Raw genomic sequence first — 24,574 nt, 5'->3', positions numbered from 1 at the left:
ACCAAATACGCTATAACACATACACATAAACTTGAAACTAACAATCCTTGGTTGCTATGCAGCTACGCCCAGAACATTTACGAATCCAACTTCACAGATTTTAGAAATAAAAAACAGAATTTTTCTGATTGATTGCGCAGAAGGAACCCAAGTGCAATTGCGAAAAAATAAAATCCGATTTTCGAAGATTAATCATATCTTCATTTCACATTTACATGGAGATCATTTTTTTGGGCTAATAGGATTAGTATCTACTTTTACTTTGCTCAACAGAACAACTGATTTGCATATTTATGGTCCAAAGGGTATTCAAGAAATAATCAAGTTGCAATTGCGATTATCTAATTCATGGACTAATTATGGTTTGTTCTTTCATGAATTAGAATCCAACGATAGTGAAGTGATTTTTGAAGACGAAAAAGTTTTGGTAAAAACCATTCCTTTAAAGCACCGTGTTTATACAAATGGGTTTTTGTTCCAAGAAAAAGCAGCACAAAGGAAACTTAACTTGGATGCCGTTCAAAATTATGAAATTGATACCTGCTATTATCAAAATATAAAAAACGGAAAAGACATTATTTTAGAAGACGGTCGAATTATTGAAAATGACAAATTAACATTTGATCCTAATCCTGCAAAAAATTATGCATTTTGTTCAGATACCGCATATAATGAGGCTATAATCCCAATCATTGAGAACATTGATGTTTTATACCACGAATCCACTTTCCTGCAATCAGAAGAAAATTTAGCTAAAAAGACTTTGCATTCCACAGCAAAAGATGCGGCTACAATTGCTTTGAAAGCTAACGCAAAGCAATTAATTTTAGGACATTATTCTACTCGATATGAAAATATTGAGCTTTTTAAAGAAGAAGCAGCAACTATTTTTCCGGAAGTACTCTTGGCCGATGATGGAAAAAGCTTCGAGTTTTAAATAAAAATAATTTATTTCATCTGAATTCACATTTGGATATTTGAATCTTCTTAAACTGAATCATTCAAGTTTCAAATCATTTTAAAATATAATATATGAAAGACTTAGGTAATTATAGAAAATCGTACGAAAAGAGTGAGCTATTAGAATCAAATATTCCCGAAGACCCAATAAACCTTTTTAACAGATGGTTTCATGAGGTAGAAGACTTTGGTGGGGATAGCGAGGTTAATGCTATGACGGTATCTACAATAGGTTTAGATGGATTTCCAAAGGCCAGAGTTGTTTTGTTGAAAAAATTTAATGAGGAAGGATTTATTTTTTACACCAATTATAATTCAGAAAAGGGTAGGGCTATTGCCCAAAATCCTAAAATTTGTCTTTCTTTTTTTTGGCACACTATGGAACGCCAGGTTATCATAAAAGGTATTGCTCGTAAAACTACTGAAACCATTTCAGACAATTATTTTGAATCGAGACCGGATGGTAGTAAATTAGGAGCAATCGTTTCAAACCAAAGTGAAGTTGTCCCTTCTCGTGAATATTTAGAAGGAAATCTAAAACAGTTAGAAAAGGATTTTGAGAGTATGGTAATTCCCAGACCTAAACATTGGGGTGGATTTCTTATAACACCCTTAGAGGTAGAATTTTGGCAAGGAAGACCTAATAGATTGCATGACAGAATTAGATATAGTTATCAAGAAGATTTTTCATGGAAAATTGATCGCTTATCACCATAATGTAAGAAAAATACATATTTAATTATTTTTATTATGTAGTTAGTCGATTATTTTTGGTAGTTTAACGATAAATTAAGTATGTTTGAATAAGAAATAAGAACATATTATTTATTTATTAAAGAAGTTTGCCCCACAATCTACTTTAAACTTAAACTACCATATTATGAAGATAAAATTACTTCGTGTATTATTACTCGTTATTGTGATCTGCACTATGAATTCTTGCTCTTCAGATGATTCTGAGACTCAAACTACAGAAGCGTCTGCACAAAAAGTAGTAAGTTATTCTTATAATCCAATAGAATTAGAAACAATGGCTTTAATCAATAAACACAGAGTTAGTGTTGGATTAATACCTTTGGAAAAAATTAATCATATGTCTTTCAAATCAGAAGAGCATGACAATTACATGATTGCCAATAATGTAGTCAATCATAATGATTTTGTAGCTCGTTCTGAAAATATCATTAAAACTTTAGGTGCTAAAACTGTAAGTGAAAATATAGCTTACAACTATAACACACCTGAGGCAGTTTTAGAAGCTTGGTTAGCAAGTCCAAGCCACAAAGCTAATATTGAAGGCGATCATACACATTTTGGAATTGCAATTAAAGAAAACCCTGCAAATGGTAGAAAATATTACACCAATATTTTCGCAAAAATATAATTAGAGTTTGTTTTTTTAAACTAAAAGGCTGTCTTCCCCCAAAAGGCAGCCTTTTATATTTATATCAGAATCAAAAAAATGATTAATAAACGTATAGCTAATTTTCATTTTGTTGTTTGAATAGAAAAGTCCAATGAAATAGTTTTCATTGGACTTTTTTGTTTGGAGTAATTATTGGTTGGGTTTTAGTTCACTCTGGAAGATTGAATTAAGCTCTGAGTGAAACAAATTTTACCTAGTTTGTATAGTAATTCATTATTCTAGAAAATGATGGTACAAAAAAGGCTGACTACATATCGAGGGCACTGAAAAACTACCTATAAATAAAAGGGCTTAAACTTTAAATCAGTTTAAGCCCTTCTCTTTGTTATATTTTCAAACTTAAAAGTTTTTAAACTTGATTAAGCGATTCTCAGAGCGTTTATTCCGTTATCCTATTAAGATTTTGTCGCAATTTTTTCTAGCGGGACTTTTTCAGTGCCCTCTACATATCAGACAGCCTTTTAAATTTATGATAATTATTACAAAGCAGTAATAATAAATTCGCTCCTTCTGTTGAGTTGATGTTCCTCCTCTGTACAAATTACATCGTCAGTACATTTGTTTACCAGTTGAGTTTCACCATAACCTTTACCAGTCAATCTACTTGCATCAATATCATTTTTTACTAACCAGTTTATAGTTGATTTAGCTCTTCTTTCAGATAAAGCTTCATTGTATTTGAAGGTTTGTCTGCTATCTGTATGAGAACGGATGTCAATTTTCATCGTTGGATTTTGATTTAATACATCTAATATTTTTTCTAAATCCAGAGCCGCTTCTGGTCTGATATTCGATTTGTCTAAATCGAAATAAATCATTTTTATACCAAAACATTTCCCCAAATCATCGCCAACAGCTACTTTACATATTTCTTTTTCTAATGCGATTGGCAAATATGTTTTTCCGGTTGTTGCGGAGATAGTTGTTTTTTCTTCTTTGGTTGCGTATTCGGGTTTTTCGGCTCTTACATTGTAAGTCTTTCCACATTCTACGCTAAAGCTATATTTTCCTTTATCATCAGAAGTAGCAGTATTGATACTCTTAAATTGATTATCGTATAAAGTTATTTTGGTATTAGCAAGCAGTTCTCCAGTTTTTATATCAGTGATTTCGCCATAAAGCAGCTGTTCGCAAATCAGTCTTCTTGTTTCCAAAAATTTATAAATATCGTCATACCCTTGCCCACCGTCTCTATTGGAAGTAAAAAAACCTCTTCTTGATTTTGTATCGATTAAATAAGCAAAATCATCTTTAGGAGAGTTCACATCAGCACCTACATTTTGAACTTCACTAAAAGAACTATCTTCATTTATTTTAGACATAAATACATCTAATCCTCCAAGTCCAGGATGTCCATCTGATGCAAAATAAATTTCATTTTCATCATTGATAAATGGGAAGGTTTCTCTTCCTTCGGTATTAATAGCATTGCCTAAATTTTCAGGGGTTCCAAAAGTACCATCTTGATTTATCATTACTTTGAACAAATCAGACTGTCCTAAAGTTCCAGGCATATCAGAGGCAAAATACAATGTTTTTCCATCTGGACTTAATGCAGGATGTGCAGTACTGTAATTATCACTGTCAAAAGGGAGTTCGGTTACATTTGCCCATTTGTCATTCTCTAAAGTGGCTTTGTATATTTTAATTAAAGTAATTTTATTTCCGTCTTTCCCTTTCTTGCCATCTAGATAGTTGTTTCGTGTAAAGTACATGGTTTTTCCGTCAGATGTAAAAGTAGGAGTAGATTCATGAAACTTCGAATTTATGGTTCCATCAAACTTTTTCGCAGCACCCAGAGTCATGTCTTCTCCTAAATCAGCCGTGTACAAGTTTGTAAAATACTGATTGGTCCATTTGTGTTTTCTTTGTCCAAGACTTCCGGTATCTCTAGCTGAAGCAAAAACTAATTTATTCGAATATAGTGCAGTTCCATAATCAGAATATTTAGAGTTTATTCCGGCATCTTCAACTTTATACCTTCCGGAATTCGCTTTTATAGCTTCTAAATAGTTGGTGTTTTTTTTAAATAGTTTCGCTCTGGTATCGTTACCTGATTTTTGGTTGAATAACTCCATCATCTCATTTGCCTTATCATTTTGGTCTATTGCTCTTAACGATTGAGCATAGCGATAATAATATTCCGGTTCTAAATTTGAGGAATCAATGGCAAATAATTCACCATACCATTTAGCGGCTTTATCGAAGTCCGCATTAAAGTAGTAAGCATTGCCCAGTTTTTTAAACATATCAGCTGATTTATACCCTTTTTCAGCAATCCTTTCATAGGTTTTGATGGCATCTAAATAAGCATAGCCATCATATTTTTTATCGGCAATAGCCAATTTTGCTTTTTGGGAATAAATGTTAATAGAAAAAACACTTACTATTGTTATGTAAAGGAGTATATTTTTTTTCATAATAATTGTTTTTAGTAGAATCTAGGAGTTGTGATTTTATGGTTGTTTTTAATTTTTTTTCTCTTGTATTACCTCTGATTTTTGTTTTAATTTTTCCAGTATTTCATTGGCACTATCATTTTGACCAATAAATAGTAAACACTTCACATATTTATGATAATATTCCGGTTCTATATCAATGTTTAAGGCAAATAATTCACAATACCATTTAGCAGCTTTTTTAAAATCTGCGTTTGAGTAATAGGAATCTCCGAGTTTTTTAAAAAGATCTACTGACTTATATCCTTTTTCAGTAATCCTTTCATATGTTTTTATAACATCTATGTAAGCATATTTGTCACTTATTTTATCTGTTACATAAAATTTTGAGTCTTGAGCATTTCCTTTAAAAGAAGCAAGACTTATTAATGTTATGTAAAAGAATATAATTTTTTTCATAGACTTAATTTCTAGAAGAATCTTGGAGTTATAATTTTACCATTATTTTTGAATATTTCATAACGTAAAAATATTTCATGAGAACCAGAATTGTAGTTATTCAACTTAGTGGTTTCATGGTCATAACCATATCCTATATACATGCCGTCAGTAACTTGAAATCCAACCATTGCACTTAGTGCCGCAGACCATCTGTAAGCTATCCCTACAACAAATTTATCATTGAACATAAAATTCCCTGATACATCCACTTGAAGAGGAGCACCACTAACAACTTTTGTTAATAATGCGGGTTTAAATTTTATGTACTCATTCACATCAAATACATAACCTGCGATTAAGTAGTAATTAATTTTTTCTTTAAAAATGGCTACTTCATTATCATCATAACGGTTGCTTTCAATGAAATTTGGAACTGAAAACCCTACATAAGCTTTATCAGAATGTAAATAAACACCGGCTCCAATATTTGGCGTAAATTTATTATTAAAATCATGCAGACTAGGATCATCGTCAACAGGATTTAATCGGTTGACATCTAAATTGAAAAAGTTAGCAGTTGCTTTGATTCCAAAAGACAGTTTAAACGTTTCAGAAGTAGGAACGGTGTATGATAAATCAGCCGAAATCGTATTTTCAGTAGTTGGCCCAATTTTATCATTTATAATTGATACCCCCAAGCCTAAGTTGCTTTCTTTGAGGGGTGTATTTACTGACAGAGCATTAGTTACTGGTGCGCCATCAAGCCCTACCCATTGTGTACGGTGTAGCGCAAAAATACTTAAAGCACCTCTTGATCCAGCATAAGCGGGATTAATATTGATTGTGTTGTACATATACTGAGTAAATTGAGCATCTTGTTGGGCAAAACTTACTATTGCTGTAAACATCAAAACGAAAGAAAATAATTTTGTTTTCATAGTAGATATTTATTACTTTAAATTACCTATCGAACTCATTTATAAGAATTGTGTAGGGCAATTGATGGATTTGATAACTGTTATCAGTTAATTGAAATAGGGCTATTGTTATTATTTTTATTCTACCTGAGAACTTTTTTTGTTCTCAGGTAGAAGACTAATTATTTGGTTAAGTATAAATATCCATCTTTTTTATTGGTTATGATTTTTCCATCATTGTCAACAGAGGTATAATTCAAAATATAGAAGTAAGTTCCTGTTGGTAAACCAGAAGATTGTTGAACAGTTGATCTACCGCCAGAAATTCCATCAAATGAATTACTTGTATTATTATATCCTTTGGTTTCAAAAACCAAAACCCCCCAACGATTGTATATCTCTACCGTATTTTCTGGATAACAAACAATATCATCAATATTATCGATTATGAATTTTTCATTAATTCCGTCACCATTTGGAGAGAAAGCATTATGAACCAATACAGTTCCACAAGCTAATACAATACCACCACAACCAGTATTTACCGTCATGACAATTCTTATAGTTCTAGGGCAAGTTGCATCATTAATTTTGTATTCAAATGTATAATCTCTAACTGAAAGACTTGAAGCATTAAGATTACTTCCTTGTAACCCACCAGAATTATTTACATCTACCCAAGTTCCGTTTGTTGGAGTTCCTACCGGTAATAAATCATTTAGATTCTTCGTTGTGATCTCTCCATCATTACAAATTGAACTGCTTATTGTTACAACACTATTAGGAATTGTAACATTGATGATTTGAGTAAACTCAGATGCATTTCCACAAGCATCAGCTACAGACCATTTTCTTACGATTGAATAAGAATTTTCGGTTCTGTTTATGATGTTTTCAGTAAAAATAGCCGGTGAAACTGTAGAACAATTGTCTACAAACACAAGTTCCGGTTTAGCTGGAATTGCATCACAATTCACATTAACAGTTGAACTGAATTGAGTAGCACTTGTAGGACCAACAGTGTCTACTACATTGATTGTTTGCGTAGCTGTAACAGCATTTCCACAAACATCAATAGCAGTCCAAGTTCTAGTTACAGAATACGAACCAGCACATTGACCGTTTGTGGTTACATCAGCGAAAGTCAAAGTTACAGTAGATGCACATCCGTCAGTTGCAATGGCTTGAGTAAATTCAGGCGTTGCAGGACAAGATATAGTTGATATTTCCGGTAACGCAGCAATAATTGGAGCAGCTGTGTCTTGAACGTTTATGGTTTGTGAAGCTGTAGCAGTATTTCCACAAGCATCGGTAGCAGTCCAAGTTCTAGTTACAGAATATGAACCAGCACATTGACCGTTTGTGGTTACATCTGCAAAAGTCAAAGTTACAGTAGAACCACATCTGTCAGTTGCAATGGCTTGAGTAAATTCAGGCGTTGCAGGACAAGATATAGTTGAAGCAGAAGGTAAAGCAGCAATAACTGGAGCAGTTGTGTCTTGAACGTTTATGGTTTGTAAAGCTGTAGCAGTATTTCCACAAGTGTCAGTAGCAGTCCAAGTTCTAGTTACAGAATACGAACCAGCACATTGACCGTTTGTTGTTATATCAGCGAAAGTCAAAGTTACAGTAGCACCACATCCGTCAGTTGCAATGGCTTGAGTAAATTCAGGCGTTGCAAGACAAGAGATAGTTGAAGCAGAAGGTAAAGTAGCAATAACTGGAGCAGTTGTGTCTTGAACGTTTATGGTTTGTGAAGCTGTAGCAGCATTTCCACAAGCATCGGTAGCAGTCCAAGTTCTAGTTACAGAATACGAACCAGCACATTGACCGTTTGTAGTTACATCTGCAAAAGTCAAAGTTAGAGTAGAACCACATTCATCAGTTGCAATGGCTTGAGTAAATTCAGGCGTTGCAGGACAAGAGATAGTTGAGGCAGAAGGTAAAGCAGCAATAACTGGAGCAGTTGTGTCTTGAACGTTTATGGTTTGTGAAGCTGCAGCAGCATTTCCACAAGCATCGGTAGCAGTCCAAGTTCTAGTTACAGAATACGAACCAGCACATTGACCGTTTGTAGTTACATCAGCGAAAGTCAAAGTTACAGTAGATCCACATCCGTCAGTTGCAATGGCTTGAGTAAATTCAGGCGTTGCAGGACAAGATATAGTTGATGTTTCCGGTAACGCAGCAATAATTGGAGCAGCTGTGTCTTGAACGTTTATGGTTTGTAAAGCTGTAGCAGCATTTCCACAAGCGTCAGTAGCAGTCCAAGTTCTAGTTACAGAATACGAACCAGCACATTGACCGTTTGTGGTTACATCCGCAAAAGTCAAAGTTACAGTAGAACCACATCCGTCAGTTGCAGTGGCTTGAGTAAATTCAGGTGTTGCAAGACAAGATATAGTTGATATTTCTGGTAGTGTGCTGATTACAGGAGCAGTTGTATCAATTACAGTAATGATTTGTGAAGTTGAAGAGGAATTGCTACAAGCATCTGTAAATGTCCAAGTTCTAGTAATAACAAATGAGTTAAGACAATCTCCTTGAGTAATTACATCAATTCCCTCAGCAGTGATTTCACCATTACAATTATCAGTAGCTGTAAGTGTTGTTAATACAGGAACATTTGTAGCACAAGTTACGGTTATTGTTGCTGGAGCTTCAGGAGCTATAGGGGCAGTAATGTCTTTTACACTAAATGTAGCTGACGTTGAAGAACTATTTCCGCATGCATCTTTTGCTGTAAATATTACAGTTACTGCAGTTGAACAATCATTAGAAAGTGTATTAAAATTATTAGACCAAGTTACATCTGAACAATTATCAGAGGCAGTTGCTCCTCCGTTAATAGACAACCAATCAGCAATTGCATTTTGATTCCCTTGACTATTACATTCAACAGTTATATTTGATGCAACTGTATTAATTATCGGAGCCGTTTTATCTTGAATAGTAATCACTTGAGTAAATACAGCCGAAGTGTTTTCACAATTGTCATTTACAGTCCAAGTATTGGTGTATGTTCCGGCATTTGCACATTCAGAAGATGCAACAAACGCACCACTTACTTTAGTGATATTGGAAACATCCGTATCACATAAATCGGTAGCAGTAGGGAAAGTAGCTTGGGCTTTTGTCAAAGTTGCTACATCGCTACATTCTACAGTAGTGTTTAAAGCTGTTGCTAGAGTAGACCAAGTTGGAGCTGTTGTATCTTGAATAGTAATCACTTGAGTAAATACAGCCGAAGTGTTTCCACAATCGTCATTTACAGTCCAAGTGTTGGTATACGTTCCGGCACTGGCACATTCAGAAGAAGCAACAAAGGCACCACTTACTTTAGTGATATTGGAAACATCCGTATCACATAAATCGGCAGCAGCAGGGAAAGTAGCTTGGGCTGTTGCTAAAGCTTCGGTATCGCTACATTCTACAGTAGTGTTTAAAGCTATTGCTAGAGTAGACCAAGTTGGAGCTGTTGTGTCTTGAATAGTAATCACTTGAGTAAATACAGCCGAAGTGTTTCCACAATCGTCATTTACAGTCCAAGTGTTGGTGTATGTTCCAGCACTGGCACATTCAGAAGAAGCAACAAACGCACCACTTACTTTAGTGATATTAGAAACATCTGTATCACATAAATCGGCAGCAGCAGGGAAAGTAGCTTGCGCTGTTGCCAAAGCTTCGGTATCGCTACATTCTACAGTAGTGTTTAAAGCTGTTGCTAGAGTAGACCAAGTTGGAGCTGTTGTGTCTTGAATTGTAATCACTTGAGTAAATACAGCCGAAGTGTTCCCGCAATCGTCATTTACAGTCCAAGTGTTGGTGTATGTTCCGGCACTGGCACATTCAGAAGAAGCAACAAACGCACCACTTACTTTAGTGATATTGGAAACATCCGTATCACATAAATCAGCAGCAGCAGGGAAAGTAGCTTGGGCTGTTGCCAAAGCTGCTGCATCGCTACATTCTACAGTAGTGTTTAAAGCTGTTGCTAGAGTAGACCAAGTTGGAGCTGTTGTATCTTGAATAGTAATCACTTGAGTAAATACAGCCGAAGTGTTTCCACAATCGTCATTTACAGTCCAAGTGTTGGTGTATGTTCCAGCATTGGCACATTCAGAAGAAGCAACAAACACACCACTTACTTTAGTGATATTGGAAACATCCGTATCACAATTGTCTTTTGCTATAGGATCAAGAGACTGGGCAACTGCCAAAGCTTCTGGATTATTGCATTCGATAGAGGTGTTTAAAGCATCTGCAGCGGTAATCCAAGTTGGAGCGCTAGCATCTATAATTTTGATAGTTTGAGTTGAAGTAGCATTATTTCCACATGCATCGGTTACAGTCCAAGTTCTAGAAATTATTTTATTTCCTACACAAAGACTGGTAGGTTTCAAACAAACACTTTTAAATATAACACTACCATTAACATTAGCTTGTTTTTTTGAATATACAAACCAATTTCCGTTCATAGATCCTGTAAATTCTTCAAAACTAGAAACAAAAGAAGATACTCCAAAAATACTATTTGAAAAAGTAGTTTCTCCATTTGGTGTTAAGTTTTGACTAGCACTATCTTGAATAAAATCGTTATTATTCCATTTTTTATAACCTGAGTTATTAGGATAAAAAACAGGTAGATATAATTCTTGAGTATTTGATGATTCATTATCACATTCTCCTCCTTCACAATAAGGTCCAACTAATTTAATTGCTTGACCACTTGGAGCAACTAAAATAAATTCAGCTCTACCTTTTCCTTGATTTGTTTCGAATGCCAAACTAATTTTTTCAATATTAGCAGCTGTTAAATTATCAAATCCAGATATGGTGAAAGGGAAATAATTTCCATTTCCTGCATTTATTTGTTGCTCATCTGAAGTTCCAAAACATTCAGAATCAACATACGTGGCTAATGGATTAGAATCGCAATTATCTTTAATATTAGTTACCGTGCCAGTGGAGCTTATACTGATGTCTGCAAGACAATTTTCATCACTTGAAATTATTATGTCTGCAGGGGCTGTAAAAGTTGGAGGTGTAGTATCCTTAACTGTTATTTTTTGAGTATAAGTAGTTTTATTATTGCATGAATCAGTAGCTATCCATGTTCTTAAAATAGTTGAAGAGCTAGGGCAATTTCCTGGAGTTTCTGTTTCAGAAAAATCAATTCTTGCAATACCACAATTGTCTGTAGCAGTCAATGTTTTTGCAACTGGAATAGCTTTACACTCTACGTTTATATTAGATGGTAATAATTCATTAAAAGTTGGAGCCGTATTATCAATTACAGTAATAGTTTGAACAAAATTGGCAGAAGTGTTTCCACAACCATCAGCAAAGTTCCAAGTTCTAACTCTTACATACGCATTGGTACAATTAGCATCAGCGGTTGTCACATCGCTCAGTAAAACTTTATTTGGAGCAAGTGTACAATTGTCGGTAGCAGCAGGCGATAAAGCCAAAGCAGCAGTTATACCGGAAGCATTGTTGCATTGCAGTGTTTGATTTAATGAAGCTGCGGTTGTAGTAACAACAGGAGCCGTATTGTCAATTACAGTGATAGTTTGAACAAAATTGACAGAAGTGTTTCCACAACCATCAGTAAAGTTCCAAGTTCTAACTCTTACATACGCATTGGTACAATTAGCATCAGCGGTTGTCACATCGCTCAGTAAAACTTTATTTGGAGCAAGTGTACAATTGTCGGTAGCAGCAGGTGACAACTCCAAAGCAGCAGTTATACCGGAAGCATTGTTGCATTGCAGTGTTTGATTTAATGAAGCTGCGGTTGTAGTTACAACAGGAGCCGTATTATCAATTACAGTAATAGTTTGAATAAAATTGGCAGAAGTGTTTCCACAACCATCAATAAAGTTCCAGGTTTTAACTCTTACATACGCATTGGTACAATTAGCATCAGCGGTTGTTACATCGCTCAGTAAAACTTTATTTGGAGCAAGTGTACAATTGTCGGTTGCAGCAGGCGATAAAGCCAAAGCAGCATTTATACCAGTAGCATCTTTGCATTGAAGTGTTTGATTTAATGAAGCTACGGTTGTAGTAACAACAGGAGCCGTATTATCAATTACAGTGATAGTTTGAACAAAATTGACAGAAGTGTTTCCACAACCATCAGTAAAGTTCCAAGTTCTAACTCTTACATACGCATTGGTACAATTAGCATCAGCTGTTGTTACATCGCTCAGTAAAACTTTATTTGGAGCAAGTGTACAATTGTCGGTAGCAGCAGGTGACATCTCCAAAGCAGCATTTATACCAGTAGCATCTTTGCATTGAAGTGTTTGATTTAATGAAGCTGCGGTTGTAGTAACAACAGGAGCCGTATTGTCAATTACAGTGATAGTTTGAACAAAATTGACAGAAGTGTTTCCACAACCATCAGTAAAGTTCCAAGTTCTAACTCTTACATACGCATTGGAACAATTAGCATCAGCGGTTGTCACATCGCTCAGTAAAACTTTATTTGGAGCAAGCGTACAATTGTCGGTAGCAGCAGGTGACAACTCCAAAGCAGCAGTTATACCGGAAGCATCTTTGCATTGCAGTGTTTGATTTAATGAAGCTGCGGTTGTAGTTACAACAGGAGCCGTATTATCAATTACAGTAATAGTTTGAACAAAATTGGCAGAAGTGTTTCCACAACCATCAGTAAAGTTCCAAGTTCTAACTCTTACATACGCATTGGTACAATTAGCATCAGCGGTTGTTACATCGCTTAGTAAAACTTTATTGGGAGCAAGTGTACAATTGTCGGTAGCAGCAGGCGATAAAGCCAAAGCAGCATTTATACCAGTAGTATCTTTGCATTGAAGTGTTTGATTTAATGAAGCTGCGGTTGTAGTTACAACAGGAGCCGTATTATCAATTACAGTAATAGTTTGAACAAAATTGGCAGAAGTGTTTCCACAACCATCAGTAAAGTTCCAAGTTCTAACTCTTACATACGCATTGGTACAATTAGCATCAGCGGTTGTTACATCGCTCAGTAAAACTTTATTGGGAGTAAGTGTACAATTGTCGGTAGCAGCAGGCGATAAAGCCAAAGCAGCATTTATACCAGTAGTATCTTTGCATTGAAGTGTTTGATTTAAAGAAGCTACAGCATTAGTTATAATAGGTAATGTTTCGTCTACGACTGTAACAGTTTTTGTACAAGTTGAAATACATCCATTGGCATCAGTAATTATTAATGATAACAAAAATGTTGTATTACAACCTGAACCAGCGATTACTGATACGGATTGAGCATTTGTATTTCCCACAATTGATCCATTTCCTGAAATACTCCATCCATAATTAGCGCTAACTGGAGCTGAATAAATATTAGAAGTAGAAGCCGGACATAAAGGACCATCTGGACCCGATATTAAGCAGGTGGGAGGTTGATTAACGGTTATAGTTACATCATCCGTTACTGTACATTGTGATCCTGAACCAGATATTGGTCCTGTTACAACTGTAAGTCGGAATGTTGCAGAACTTCCTGTGATAGTTACATTTGAATTGAGATTTGTTGGATCCACTATGGTTGCGGAACCACTTAAAACAGACCAAGTTTTGGATATAACTTGATATCCATTACTAGGTACTGCTGATCCTTGAAGCGTATATGGTAATCCTGAACAAACAGTAGCATCATCTCCTGCATCAGAACTTCCTAGAGTAAGGTTATCAATAGCAACTGGATTAAAAAAATCTTTAATCGCTGCAGATGAGGATGTAGAAGTTTTAGATTTAACAAAAATAGTTTTTATTTTAAGACTTGTACATGGATCAATTGCTCCTAATACTGCTGTTAAATTTACTGCTGATTCAATAAATGTGTATTGAAGGTAATTATTAACCCCAAATGCCTGATAAGGTACAGGAACATTACTGGTATTTCCTGCAGCAAATACTGAGTTAAGCGGTAGAGCTGAAAAATAGGTTTTGTATTGCCATGTACTACCAGTAAGTTCCCATCGTTGAATGTCAAATTTAGCAATGCCACTTTCAAAGTATACAGTTAATAAAAAATCGCCCAATGTTCTTCCACCTGTAGAAGCTGGAGCTGAAGTAGCAAATCCAGTACTTGTTTTGGTCATAGGTGTTTGAAGAAATTCAAAATCAATATAAGCACTTCCATTGTTACTTAGACGATCAGCTGCAAAAACAACCCATACATTTCCATTTGAATCAGTAGTTAAATGTATTAATGCATTATTCATGTCGGTTTTATCATTGGCTGTACCGGGTGTCCAGGTCCAATTGTTAGGATTGTCACCTACTTTATCACCTCCGCCAAAAATGTTGTCAGATGAAGTGTTATACAGATCATACAGATGATAAGTAGTTCCTGTATTTAGAGGACCTCCTGAATTATTAAGTATAAAACCGCCTGTGCCAGTTCCATCAACCCAATCTCCTGCGGCAGTGTTCGCAAGAAGAGTACCGTCAATCTTAAATCCTCCACTTGGAGTATTAATAGGAGCAATACCAGGACCTATTTGAGCAAGAGATACTGTTGTGAAACTTAAAAAAAATAAAAAGAAAATTGTAAATAATCTTGTCGAATGGGTAAAATTTGGTTTCATATTGATTTGTTTTAAATCGTTAGAAAGTTTGAATATCTTAAAATTGCTAAAGGTATATTTGGCAATTTTTATCAGAGGTAATAGATGAATAGCTTGGATTCGAATATTTAGTTAGCATTGAATTTGAATCAATGTCTATTGAAACTAAATGGTATATCGATGAATTAATACACAAAATCTTGTTAGATTCAGAACGTATGATTTGTATTAAATTCCTCCAGTATCTTAGAGTTTTAAATGGAGAATATAGATTACTAACAAAAGTTATGGAAGTCAGTATAAGTAAAGTAGTTTTTGCATTCATACTATCAAATTTTTAATTTATTATTACTAAAATTAATTTTGTGGTATTTGATAAATGGGAAATCAATTTTTATTTCTAGTGATTATATTTTTATTAAAGCACTAAAAAACAAAGCTTTAATTTGTTAAATTAAAATTACAAAGAATTAGCAGTATTAATTTTTTTTCTCTATAACTAACCTAAATACTCGTTTAAATGTACTTTTTTTAAGAAAAATTTAGTTTTTAATTTCAAAAAATTAACAATTATTTTGTTTTTTTAACAAGCAGAATGGTAATGATGTTTAGAAATTAACTTGATTTTTTTAGGACTTTAATTGCATTATTTAATTCAGCGTACTGCAATTTTTTATTTGTATAAAAAATAAACCTCGAAAGTCAAACTCACGAGGTTTATAATTATTAATAGTGTCCTGTCCTGAAATAGCGATACACAAAAAGTATCCTAATGGAAAAAGATGAAGAAACTCACTATGTTAAGCGCACCCAAAAAGACTACACAATGTTTTTTAAATTACAAATTGTTCGAGAAATAAAACGAGGACAACTTACAAGTACAGAAGCTACAAAGAAGTATGGTATTCAATGTAAAAAGACTGTTGATTTTAACCATAACCTTTAGCAGTCAATCTAGCAGTTGTTCGCAAATCAATCTTGTTGTTTCCAAAAAATTATAGAGGTCGTCATAGCCCTAACCACCATCTCTATTGGAAGTGAAATTTTTTACACATCACAAATTGCGGGTTTAAAAGAATAAAAGGTTTTTTTAAGGCTATATTTTAATTTTTATTAATAAAAAAGATCATTAAATTACCACAGAAAAATTGATTATATGTGATTTCTGTAATTTATTCTTAAGAGTGTTTTTTTTTAAACAAATTTAAATTTGGCTTTACTTCTTTTTCATTCATACAATAGAAATTTTTATAAATTAACGGTATTTTCACCATATGAATTTGAATATGTAATTACATTTAAAATTTATTTTGTAATTTGTAACCTCAAATAAATTGATACAATGCCATTGATAAATAAATATTAGTAGTATGAAAAATCTAATTTTAGTTCGGCATGCAAAATCAAGTTGGGAAGTTCCAATGCATGATAAAGATCGTGGTTTGACTTGTCAAGGAATGAAAGACGCTCATCTTGTTTCTACTTATGCTAAAGATTTTATTCCTAAAATGTATATTATTTGGGCAAGTTCTGCAAAAAGAGCAACAAATACAGCGTTAATTTTTGCTCAAAATTTTGCATATCCTGTAGAAAGTATCGTTTACAAAGACGACCTTTATACCTTTGATGAAAAAAAACTGGAGAAAATTATTAAATCATGCAGTAATCTTTTCGAAAGTGTTATTGTTTTTGCACATAATGGTGCCATTACAAATTTTGTTAATAAATTTGGGGATGATTATGTTGATAATATTCCTACAAGCGGATTTGTATCTTTAAAATTTGATACCGATAACTGGAAAAAAATTAAAAAAGGTAAAATTAAAAAAATAATATTTCCCAAAGATTTAAGATGAATAAAGTATTAGAATATAAATACATTGACAGAGAAAAAAGTTGGTTAGCTTTCAACGCCAGAGTACTTCAAGAAGCTGGTGATAATTCAGTTCCTCTATTAGACAGACTACGATTTTTAGGTATTTTTTCAAATAATTTAGATGAGTTTTTTAGAGTTCGTTTTGCAGCCATCAGACGATTAAGTCTGACAGGAATAACTGGAGAAAAGTATCTTGGAGGGATTTCTGCTCAGCAATTAGTAAAAGATATCACTGAAATTGTAATCCAACAACAATCAGAAAGTTTACGAATATTAAATATTATTGAAGCTGAGCTTGAGACTGAAAATATATTTATTATTACCGAAAATGATATAACAATTGAGCAAGAAATTTTTTTGAAAGACTTTTTTATTCAAAAATTAAGTCCTGAATTAGTAACAATAATTTTGAATGATTTAGCAGAATTCCCCGTTTTGAAAGATACTTCGGGATATTTAGCCATTAAACTGGTCATGAATCAAAATTCAGAAGTTCGTTATGCCGTAATCGAAATTCCAAAAACAATTAACCGTTTTGTTGTTTTACCATCAAATAATGAAAAGCATTATATCATACTCCTAGATGATGTGATTAGACATAATTTGAGCAGTATTTTCAATATTTTTGACTACAAAAGTGTTTCTGCACACATGATAAAAATTACCCGAGATGCTCAATTAGACATCGATAGTGATTTAAGCAAGAGCATGATCGAAAAAATATCATTGAGTGTTAAAGATCGTAGAATTGGTGAGCCCGTTCGCTTTATTTATGACCAATTAATAGAAGAAGATACTTTACAATTTTTTCTTGATAAAATGAAAATCGTTTCTACTGACAGTATTATTCCTGGAGGAAGATACCACAACAGACGCGATTACATGAATTTCCCCAATCTGGGTCGATTTGATTTATTATACAAAACTAATGATCCTTTGCCAATTCCTGGATTAAGTCTTGAAGGCAGTATGTTAGAAAAAATAAGCGAAAAAGATTATTTACTAAATGCCCCTTATCAATCCTATTCCTATCTGACTAAGTTTTTGCGTGAAGCGGCATTAGACCCAAAAGTAACTACGATTAAAATTACTTTATATCGATTGGCTAAAAATTCTCAAATTATTAGTTCGCTTATAAATGCTGCCAAAAATGGAAAAAAAGTTACTGTTCAAATCGAATTACAAGCTCGTTTTGATGAGGCTTCTAATATTTCTTATGCAGAGCAAATGCAAACGGAAGGCATTGAATTAATTTTTGGAATAAAAGGATTAAAAGTACACAGTAAAATATGTGTTATTGAAAGAAATGAGAATAATAAAATAAAACGATATGGTTTTATTTCAACAGGAAATTTCAATGAATCAACAGCAAAAGTGTATACAGACGTAACTCTTTTTACAAGTCATCAACAAATTCTGAAAGATATTATGCGAATATTTGAGTTTTTTGATATCAACTATAGAGTACATCGTTACAAACATCTTATTGTTTCCCCGCATTATACCAGAAGTCGATTTGTAAAATTAATTGACAGAGAAATTACCCATGCATTAGCAGGAAGGAAAACACACATAAAGTTAAAAATGAATAGTTTATCTGATTTTGAAATGATAGATAAATTGTACGAAGCCAGTAGAGCCGGAGTAAAAATTCAACTTGAAGTTAGAGGAATTTGTTCATTGATACCAGGAATTCCAGGAATGAGCCATAATATTGAAGCTATAAGTATTGTAGATAATTATTTAGAGCATTCTAGAATTTATATTTTTGGAAATGCAGGACAAACGGAAGTTTACATTTCATCAGCTGATTTTATGACTAGAAATCTGGATGGCCGTGTTGAAGTTACCTGTCCAATATACGATCAGGAAATAAAAAATGAATTAATTGATAACTTTGATATAGGTTGGAAAGGGAATGTAAAAGCCCGTTTTCATTCGTATAAATTAGATAATAAATATAGAGTTCGAAATCATAATCCTGTTTTTAGGGCACAATTAGAAACCTATAAATATTATCAACATAAAGTTGAATTAGAATCAAAAACGGAAGAAATAGCGTAATTATATGTTCCAGTTTAGTTTAATGTTTTCAATAATTTTTTAATTTTAGAAGTAATAAATGACAATTAATTTCTAAAAGAATAAACGAATCAAATCCAAAATGATTAAAATAAAAAGATATGCTGCAATCGATATTGGTTCTAATGCCATGCGTTTATTGATTGTAAATATTGTAGAACAAGAAGGGAAAGAACCACAATTTAATAAAAGTTCATTAGTGCGTGTTCCAATTCGTCTTGGCCAAGATGCCTTTACTGTGGGTGAAATTTCAGAAGAAAACTTGGAAAGAATGTGTGATGCTATGAAAGCTTTTAATCTTTTGATGAAGGTCCATAAAGTGGAACGTTATATGGCTTTTGCAACTTCAGCCATGCGCGAAGCTTATAATGGTAAAGAGATCGTTGCTCTAATTAAGAAAAAAGCCGATATAAAAATAGAAATTATAGATGGTAAAAAAGAAGCAGCAATAATCGCTTCAACTGATTTGCATCATTTATTAAAAACGGACCAGACGTATCTTTTTGTAGATGTTGGTGGTGGAAGCACTGAGTTTACATTATTTTCTAATGGTAAAATGATAAATTCAAGATCCTTCAAAGCAGGAACTGTACGTTTATTGAATGATATGGTTTGTGATGTTGTATGGGATGAAATTGAAAAATGGATCAAAACAAATACGGAAGAATATGAAGAAGTCATTTTAATAGGTTCTGGAGGAAATATTAATAAGCTTTTCAAGATGTCCGGAAAAATACAGGAAAAGCCATTGTCCTACATTTATATGAATTCCCAATACGCTTTTTTGAATTCACTGTCGTACGAACAAAGAATCTCAGAATTAGGTTTGAATCCGGATCGTGCCGATGTAATTATTCCTGCTACAAGAATTTATCTGAATGCCATGAAATGGAGTGGAGCAAGAAATATTTATGTCCCTAAAATTGGACTTTCGGATGGTATTGTAAAAGCCATGTATAGCGGAAAGATATAATTTTTCTCTGATTTTATCAGACTAAGCATCTAAATCTAATCCAAATGTTGTTCGTAAAAGTTCAATATTTGGATTTATTTCATGAAGTCTATTGTAGCGATCCTGGTCGTTAAAGTTCCTTTTACTTTCAATACTTTCATTCACAATCACCTCAATTGTGATATCATGATTGTGCAAATGCCCTTTTAAATGTCCCAAAAGTCCATTCAATTCTTTTTCAAAATCTAATTTAGAACCTTCATTAGGCAATTCAATTGTTATAGAAGTTCCATTTAGTTTAGGATCATTAATAAGCAATAACGACTCCATAATTTTATACCCTTTATCTCCTAAACGTTGCGCATATTTGTTCCAATGCAGTAACATTTCTGTTTCGGTAAAAGATTCTGTTGGCAAATGTGTGACTTCTTTAACGATGCCTCGACTACTTTCTTCCAATGCTTTTTTGGCACGAATACTTGATAATGAAAATGCAGAAACCTTAGCTTCGTTAGATTGTGGAATGTCAATTTTTACTAAAGGAACAGGAACAACAATAGCTTCAGGCTCTTTGTATTGAGGCGCTATAATGTTTTCTACCTTAGCTTTTGGACTTTCTACAATAGAGTAATCGTTCTTTCTATAATAAGTAGGTGGAATTATATATTGCTCAACTTTTTTTTTTCTCCATCAAAAGTGATAGAGGCAAGTTGCATCAGACAAAGTTCAACAAGAAGTCGTTGATTTTGGCTCAATTTGTATTTTAAATCACAATCATTTGCAATTTCAATTCCTTTCAAAAGAAATTCTTGACTGCATTTTTGCGCTTGCACGCCATACATTTGTTGTGCTTGTTCCCCAACTTCTAATAAAGATAAAGTAGCCGGTGTTTTAGAAACCAATAAATCTCTAAAATGAGTGGCCAATCCGGATACAAAATGATGAGCATCAAATCCTTTGGAAAGAATTTCGTTGAAAGCGATTAATAAATCTGGAATTTTGTTTTCCAATATCAAATCGGTGATGTTAATGTAGGTTTCATAATCCAACACATTCAAGTTCTCCGTAACGGCCTGACGTGTTAAATCTTTTCCACAAAAAGAAACTACTCGGTCAAAAATGGACAAAGCATCACGCATTGCGCCATCCGCTTTTTGAGCAATGATATGCAAAGCGTCATCTTCAAAATTTACACCTTGACTGGTGGCTACTTCGGCAAGATGTTCTTTGGCATCTTTTACGGTAATTCTTTTGAAATCAAATATTTGACAACGAGATAAAATCGTTGGAATAATTTTATGTTTTTCGGTCGTAGCCAATATAAAAATGGCATGCTTTGGCGGTTCTTCCAATGTTTTCAGGAAAGCATTAAAAGCTGCCGAAGACAGCATGTGAACCTCATCAATAATGTAGACTTTATATTGTCCCGTTTGTGGCGGAATACGAACTTGGTCAATTAAATTTCGGATGTCATCCACAGAGTTGTTGGATGCAGCATCTAATTCGAAAACATTAAAAGCAAAATCTTCATTTGGATCATCGTATCCTGGCTGATTGATTTTTCGAGCCAAAATACGGGCACAAGTTGTTTTTCCAACGCCACGAGGTCCTGTGAATAATAAAGCAGAAGCCAAGTGATTGCTTTCTATGGCATTCAATAAAGTAGTAGTAATGGCTTTTTGTCCTACAACATCTTTAAATGTTTGAGGACGATATTTACGAGCCGATACAACAAATTGTTCCATAGAATTTTTATTCGAAAGCAAATATAGGTTTTAATTTAAAGATGGAAAAATTTGCGGCTTGAAAGATTTTATAATTTTTAAAATGGTTTTTATGCATAAAATTTCCTAGCCCAGATAAAAGTAAAAATCCTTATGAGTCAGGGTTCGGCGAATAAGATTGTAACGGATAGCTGGACACGAGCGAAGCGAACTGACGAAGTAAATTACTCCTGATAAATTGTAATTTTAAGTGTAGGAAGCTCTTGAAGAATTTAAAAATTTCAATCCCGAAAGTGGATATTCAGAAACTCCTTTTTGTTGTATTAATACTTTGAATTTCATACCCATATCCATTAATAATCTATAATTTATAAGTGATTCCTGCATCGCTGATGCTACATTATTTGGATTATTATTCAACCCTGAATTTTGATATTCTTTTATACCTAGTGCCAACAAAAATTCGGCTTGATTCACAATTCCACAAGGTTCTATTCCGTATTGTGAACCCCAATGTGATATAGCTGAAAAGTTGATATGAGTCGTAATGTCTTGTTGACCAATAAACTGATACGGATTGTCGCTTTTATGATGTTTATAATAACACAGGAGCGTCCCGAAACTTCTCCGATTGTTATATAATTCAGCCGATAATGATCCATAATCGATGGTGATTACGTAGCCTTTTTGTAAAGATTGAGAAATTTCTTTTATCCAAGATACAGCTTCCAAATTAACTTCGGTACGAAATTCTTTGGGTAATTGTACCTTTAATGTTTCGAAATATTGGATAAGTTCAGTCTTTGCAGGTTTTAAAATTTCAACAAAGCCCTCTTTGTAATCAACGAATACTTCTTTAAGCTGTTCTTCCATAATGACCTGATGAACAGAGAAATTATCAATCAATTCATTTGATAAAATACAGCCGTTGATTTCAGGGATATCTTTAATGGAATTGTACCAGTTTACTTTTTTGTGTAAATGTTTTTTTTGAATCTCCCGCATACTGGCACTTTTCTCGATAATGCAGTAGGTTAGGTTCTCATTTAAAGGGATGTTATTCTCGAGATAAGCTAAAATATCATGACATAATAAACCTGTTCCGGCTCCATACTCAATGACTTTAAAAGGTTTTTTTTCTAAGTTTTGCCACATTTCTTCGATTTGACGGCCTATCATAGCACCAAAATCAGCAGTAAGATTTGCACTGGTGTAAAAATCACCATCTGCTCCAATCTTGTTTTGCACGGAATTATAATATCCCAATTCCGGATAATACAATGCCATCTCCATAAAATCCCGAAAAGAGATTGGTCCTTCTTTTTTGATTCGCTGTATGATAATTTCAGAAAGTAGCATCGAACTTAAATAATTAATTTTTTTTGAAGTTCTATTTCTCAAAAGTAAGTAGCTAAACGATTGCTAAAGTTTGCATTGCCCGCCGGTTTCGATGCATAATTTTTCCAAAACAATGGCCGCTTCATTATCTGAATTTGCTGAAAAACCAGCTACAAATACTCCTTTTTCACCTGAATCAGAACTGATTCCATAAACCACTGATTCTTCTCCAGGATCAGTATCACCTTCATAGCGGTAGACGTGATTTACTTCAAATTTATGTGGATTGGCTTTAATATCAGCTTGGTGAATATTAAAATCATAGGTAAAACCTTTTTCTTTTAGATCTTCTAAGGCTTCTATTACGGTGGTATAATGATATGTTGGTTTCATGATTAATGGAAGATTGATTGTTATTTATAAAGGTAACTAATTTATTATTAAGTCATTGAGAAATGGATGTTAAAGTAAATAATCTAAAATTGAGATACATGAAAAATTGTTGTAATTTCGCACCGCAGACCGCCTTATCGCCGTTTTGAGCAATCAAAAGGGAGGAAAGTCCGGACACCAAAGGGAAGCATAGCGGGTAACCCCCGTCGGTTCAAGCAATTGGATTAGGACAAGTGCAACAGAAAGTATGTACAGGTAATGCTGTAGTGAAACCAGGTAAACTCTATGCGGTGAAATATCAAGTATATCAGCATTTAAGGGCGTCTCGTTCGTTGCTGAAGGGTAGATAGCTTGAGTCCCGAAGTAATTCGGGATCTAGATAAATGATAAGGCTTCGATTTATCGGGGACAGAATCCGGCTTACAGGTCTGCATTTTTTATTAAAAAATTTAATGAATTCATGGATTGTGAAATCTAAAAGAACCATTAAGAAATTAAGTTTTATTAAGTCGCAAGTCTTAATTTTCTAAATTCCTTAATGGTTTAATTTTTAAATAGTAGTTATGAAAACAAGAATTGGAATTTTAGGATTGGGCGGAGTAGGCGGTTATTTTGGAGGATTATTGGCAAAAGCTTATTTTGATTCTGATGCAATCGAAATCGTGTTTATTGCTCGTGGCGAAACCCAAAAAGCATTAGCTCAAAACGGATTGAAACTTATTTCTGATACTAATGAAATAACTGTTTTTCCTAGTTTGGTTTCGAATAATCCAGAAGAAATTGGGGATCTGAATTACCTAATTTGTGCCACTAAAACCTATGACATCGAAACCAGTTTTGAATCCATAAAAAACTGCATTACGCCAAACACGATAATCCTACCTTTATATAATGGCGTCGATGCCACGAAACGCATACAAATACTATTTTCTGAAAATACGGTTTTACAAGGTTGTGTTTATATTGTTTCGATGATTGAATCTCCAGGAATTATCAAGAAAATAGGCCTTTATGAAAAACTGTTTTTTGGTTCTAAAAATGCTCCGGTTTCCAAATTGAATGAACTGCAATCCATTTTTGAAAACGCCAATATCGAAAGTTATTTGGTAGAAAATATTGAAGAAACGGTGTGGGAAAAGTTCATTTTTATTTCCGCATTGGCTTCTGCTACTTCCTATTTGAATCAAAATATAGGAGAGATTTTGAATCATCCTGAAAATAAAGCAGTTTATATTTCATTGTTAAACGAGATAACCGCTGTCGCTTTTGCAAAAGGGTTAGCATTACCAAATGATATTGTTAATCAAACAATTATCAAACTCGAAAAAACTCCAAAAGATGCTACCTCATCTATGCATAGAGATTTATTGGCAGGAAGAAATACCGAAGTAGTTTCCTTGACTGAATATGTGGTAAAAGAAGGTCTAAAACATGGAGTTACTACTCCAATATATAAGAAAATATTGGAGAAACTATCTTAAAAA

Annotated in this window: 16 protein-coding genes and 1 other RNA gene; 9 read left to right on the top strand and 8 right to left on the bottom strand. The window is 33.7% G+C overall.

What is annotated here, in order from left to right:
- Nucleotides 1–31: 31 nt before the first annotated feature.
- The 3 genes from ACNQGD_RS06915 (at nucleotide 32) to ACNQGD_RS06905 (ending at nucleotide 2,344) form a co-directional block, all read left to right on the top strand.
- Nucleotides 32–937 carry a ribonuclease Z gene (locus tag ACNQGD_RS06915; RefSeq protein ID WP_417998781.1) on the top strand — a complete coding sequence of 302 codons (906 nt, stop codon included), beginning with the start codon at nucleotides 32–34 and terminating at the stop codon, nucleotides 935–937.
- A gap of 95 nt (nucleotides 938–1,032) precedes the next feature.
- The gene (gene pdxH / locus ACNQGD_RS06910) at nucleotides 1,033–1,677 is read left to right on the top strand and encodes a pyridoxamine 5'-phosphate oxidase (protein ID WP_417997249.1); all 645 of its coding nucleotides are present in this window, start codon (nucleotides 1,033–1,035) and stop codon (nucleotides 1,675–1,677) included.
- A 163-nt stretch (nucleotides 1,678–1,840) separates the two neighbouring features.
- Nucleotides 1,841–2,344: a CAP domain-containing protein gene (locus ACNQGD_RS06905; RefSeq protein WP_417992842.1), complete on the top strand. Its 504-nt coding sequence runs from the start codon at nucleotides 1,841–1,843 to the stop codon at nucleotides 2,342–2,344.
- Nucleotides 2,345–2,865: 521 nt separating this feature from the next.
- Here ACNQGD_RS06905 and ACNQGD_RS06900 read toward each other — a convergent pair.
- The 4 genes from ACNQGD_RS06900 to ACNQGD_RS06885 all read right to left on the bottom strand — a co-directional run bounded on the left by ACNQGD_RS06900 (nucleotide 2,866) and on the right by ACNQGD_RS06885 (nucleotide 14,746).
- Nucleotides 2,866–4,806: an OmpA family protein gene (locus ACNQGD_RS06900; RefSeq protein ID WP_417998780.1), complete on the bottom strand. Its 1,941-nt coding sequence runs from the start codon at nucleotides 4,804–4,806 to the stop codon at nucleotides 2,866–2,868.
- Between the two features lie 48 nt (nucleotides 4,807–4,854).
- Entirely contained in the window at nucleotides 4,855–5,244 is a 390-nt protein-coding gene (locus tag ACNQGD_RS06895) for a tetratricopeptide repeat protein (protein ID WP_417998779.1), read from the bottom strand.
- A gap of 11 nt (nucleotides 5,245–5,255) precedes the next feature.
- On the bottom strand, nucleotides 5,256–6,164 hold the full coding sequence (locus tag ACNQGD_RS06890) for a PorP/SprF family type IX secretion system membrane protein (protein ID WP_417997252.1): 909 nt from the start codon (nucleotides 6,162–6,164) through the stop codon (nucleotides 5,256–5,258).
- Between the two features lie 161 nt (nucleotides 6,165–6,325).
- A complete protein-coding gene (locus ACNQGD_RS06885; RefSeq protein ID WP_417998778.1) occupies nucleotides 6,326–14,746 on the bottom strand; it encodes a gliding motility-associated C-terminal domain-containing protein in 8,421 nt (2,806 codons plus the stop codon).
- Nucleotides 14,747–15,497: 751 nt separating this feature from the next.
- Between ACNQGD_RS06885 and ACNQGD_RS06880 the strand changes: the two genes are divergently transcribed.
- The 4 genes from ACNQGD_RS06880 to ACNQGD_RS06865 all read left to right on the top strand — a co-directional run bounded on the left by ACNQGD_RS06880 (nucleotide 15,498) and on the right by ACNQGD_RS06865 (nucleotide 19,656).
- Nucleotides 15,498–15,671, top strand: coding sequence for a hypothetical protein (locus tag ACNQGD_RS06880; RefSeq protein WP_417998777.1), 174 nt, complete (start codon nucleotides 15,498–15,500; stop codon nucleotides 15,669–15,671).
- Nucleotides 15,672–16,095: 424 nt separating this feature from the next.
- Entirely contained in the window at nucleotides 16,096–16,581 is a 486-nt protein-coding gene (locus tag ACNQGD_RS06875; RefSeq protein ID WP_417998776.1) for a SixA phosphatase family protein, read from the top strand.
- On the top strand, nucleotides 16,578–18,665 hold the full coding sequence (ppk1, locus tag ACNQGD_RS06870) for a polyphosphate kinase 1 (RefSeq protein WP_417996239.1): 2,088 nt from the start codon (nucleotides 16,578–16,580) through the stop codon (nucleotides 18,663–18,665). The genes ACNQGD_RS06875 and ppk1 overlap by 4 nt, the downstream gene beginning before the upstream one ends.
- Nucleotides 18,666–18,765: 100 nt before the next feature.
- A complete protein-coding gene (locus tag ACNQGD_RS06865) occupies nucleotides 18,766–19,656 on the top strand; it encodes a Ppx/GppA phosphatase family protein (protein WP_417996240.1) in 891 nt (296 codons plus the stop codon).
- A gap of 21 nt (nucleotides 19,657–19,677) precedes the next feature.
- On the opposite strand, the gene ACNQGD_RS06860 is transcribed toward ACNQGD_RS06865, so the two are convergent.
- The 4 genes from ACNQGD_RS06860 to ACNQGD_RS06845 all read right to left on the bottom strand — a co-directional run bounded on the left by ACNQGD_RS06860 (nucleotide 19,678) and on the right by ACNQGD_RS06845 (nucleotide 23,090).
- On the bottom strand, nucleotides 19,678–20,094 hold the full coding sequence (locus tag ACNQGD_RS06860) for a DNA polymerase III subunit gamma/tau (protein WP_417998775.1): 417 nt from the start codon (nucleotides 20,092–20,094) through the stop codon (nucleotides 19,678–19,680).
- A gap of 200 nt (nucleotides 20,095–20,294) precedes the next feature.
- Complete coding sequence (dnaX, locus tag ACNQGD_RS06855) at nucleotides 20,295–21,380, bottom strand: DNA polymerase III subunit gamma/tau (protein WP_417998774.1); 1,086 nt, start codon at nucleotides 21,378–21,380, stop codon at nucleotides 20,295–20,297.
- A gap of 225 nt (nucleotides 21,381–21,605) precedes the next feature.
- The gene (locus ACNQGD_RS06850) at nucleotides 21,606–22,718 is read right to left on the bottom strand and encodes a class I SAM-dependent methyltransferase (protein ID WP_417998773.1); all 1,113 of its coding nucleotides are present in this window, start codon (nucleotides 22,716–22,718) and stop codon (nucleotides 21,606–21,608) included.
- Nucleotides 22,719–22,781: 63 nt separating this feature from the next.
- Nucleotides 22,782–23,090, bottom strand: coding sequence for a hypothetical protein (locus ACNQGD_RS06845; RefSeq protein WP_417994956.1), 309 nt, complete (start codon nucleotides 23,088–23,090; stop codon nucleotides 22,782–22,784).
- A 121-nt stretch (nucleotides 23,091–23,211) separates the two neighbouring features.
- On the opposite strand from ACNQGD_RS06845, the gene rnpB reads away from it, so the two are divergent.
- An RNA gene (gene rnpB / locus ACNQGD_RS06840) (RNase P RNA component class A) lies at nucleotides 23,212–23,529 on the top strand.
- 124 nt (nucleotides 23,530–23,653) lie between these two features.
- Nucleotides 23,654–24,571, top strand: coding sequence for a ketopantoate reductase family protein (locus ACNQGD_RS06835; RefSeq protein WP_417998772.1), 918 nt, complete (start codon nucleotides 23,654–23,656; stop codon nucleotides 24,569–24,571).
- Nucleotides 24,572–24,574 lie beyond the last annotated feature (3 nt).

The organism is Flavobacterium glucosi, from assembly GCF_048286535.1.
Taxonomy (GTDB): Bacteria; Bacteroidota; Bacteroidia; order Flavobacteriales; family Flavobacteriaceae; genus Flavobacterium.
The sequence above is the reverse complement of the archived record's forward strand: the minus strand, read 5'-3'. Positions and strand labels throughout refer to the sequence as shown.

Excerpts from the sequence above, each read along its gene's own strand:
- ACNQGD_RS06885 (WP_417998778.1), bottom strand. The coding sequence starts at position 14,746 with ATGAAACCAAATTTTACCCATTCGACAAGATTATTTACAATTTTCTTT.
- ACNQGD_RS06905 (WP_417992842.1), top strand. The coding sequence starts at position 1,841 with ATGAAGATAAAATTACTTCGTGTATTATTACTCGTTATTGTGATCTGC.
- ACNQGD_RS06875 (WP_417998776.1), top strand. The coding sequence starts at position 16,096 with ATGAAAAATCTAATTTTAGTTCGGCATGCAAAATCAAGTTGGGAAGTT.
- ACNQGD_RS06845 (WP_417994956.1), bottom strand. The coding sequence starts at position 23,090 with ATGAAACCAACATATCATTATACCACCGTAATAGAAGCCTTAGAAGAT.
- ACNQGD_RS06835 (WP_417998772.1), top strand. The coding sequence starts at position 23,654 with ATGAAAACAAGAATTGGAATTTTAGGATTGGGCGGAGTAGGCGGTTAT.
- dnaX (WP_417998774.1), bottom strand. The coding sequence starts at position 21,380 with ATGGAACAATTTGTTGTATCGGCTCGTAAATATCGTCCTCAAACATTT.
- ACNQGD_RS06895 (WP_417998779.1), bottom strand. The coding sequence starts at position 5,244 with ATGAAAAAAATTATATTCTTTTACATAACATTAATAAGTCTTGCTTCT.
- ppk1 (WP_417996239.1), top strand. The coding sequence starts at position 16,578 with ATGAATAAAGTATTAGAATATAAATACATTGACAGAGAAAAAAGTTGG.
- ACNQGD_RS06900 (WP_417998780.1), bottom strand. The coding sequence starts at position 4,806 with ATGAAAAAAAATATACTCCTTTACATAACAATAGTAAGTGTTTTTTCT.
- ACNQGD_RS06850 (WP_417998773.1), bottom strand. The coding sequence starts at position 22,718 with ATGCTACTTTCTGAAATTATCATACAGCGAATCAAAAAAGAAGGACCA.
- ACNQGD_RS06880 (WP_417998777.1), top strand. The coding sequence starts at position 15,498 with ATGGAAAAAGATGAAGAAACTCACTATGTTAAGCGCACCCAAAAAGAC.
- ACNQGD_RS06865 (WP_417996240.1), top strand. The coding sequence starts at position 18,766 with ATGATTAAAATAAAAAGATATGCTGCAATCGATATTGGTTCTAATGCC.
- pdxH (WP_417997249.1), top strand. The coding sequence starts at position 1,033 with ATGAAAGACTTAGGTAATTATAGAAAATCGTACGAAAAGAGTGAGCTA.
- ACNQGD_RS06890 (WP_417997252.1), bottom strand. The coding sequence starts at position 6,164 with ATGAAAACAAAATTATTTTCTTTCGTTTTGATGTTTACAGCAATAGTA.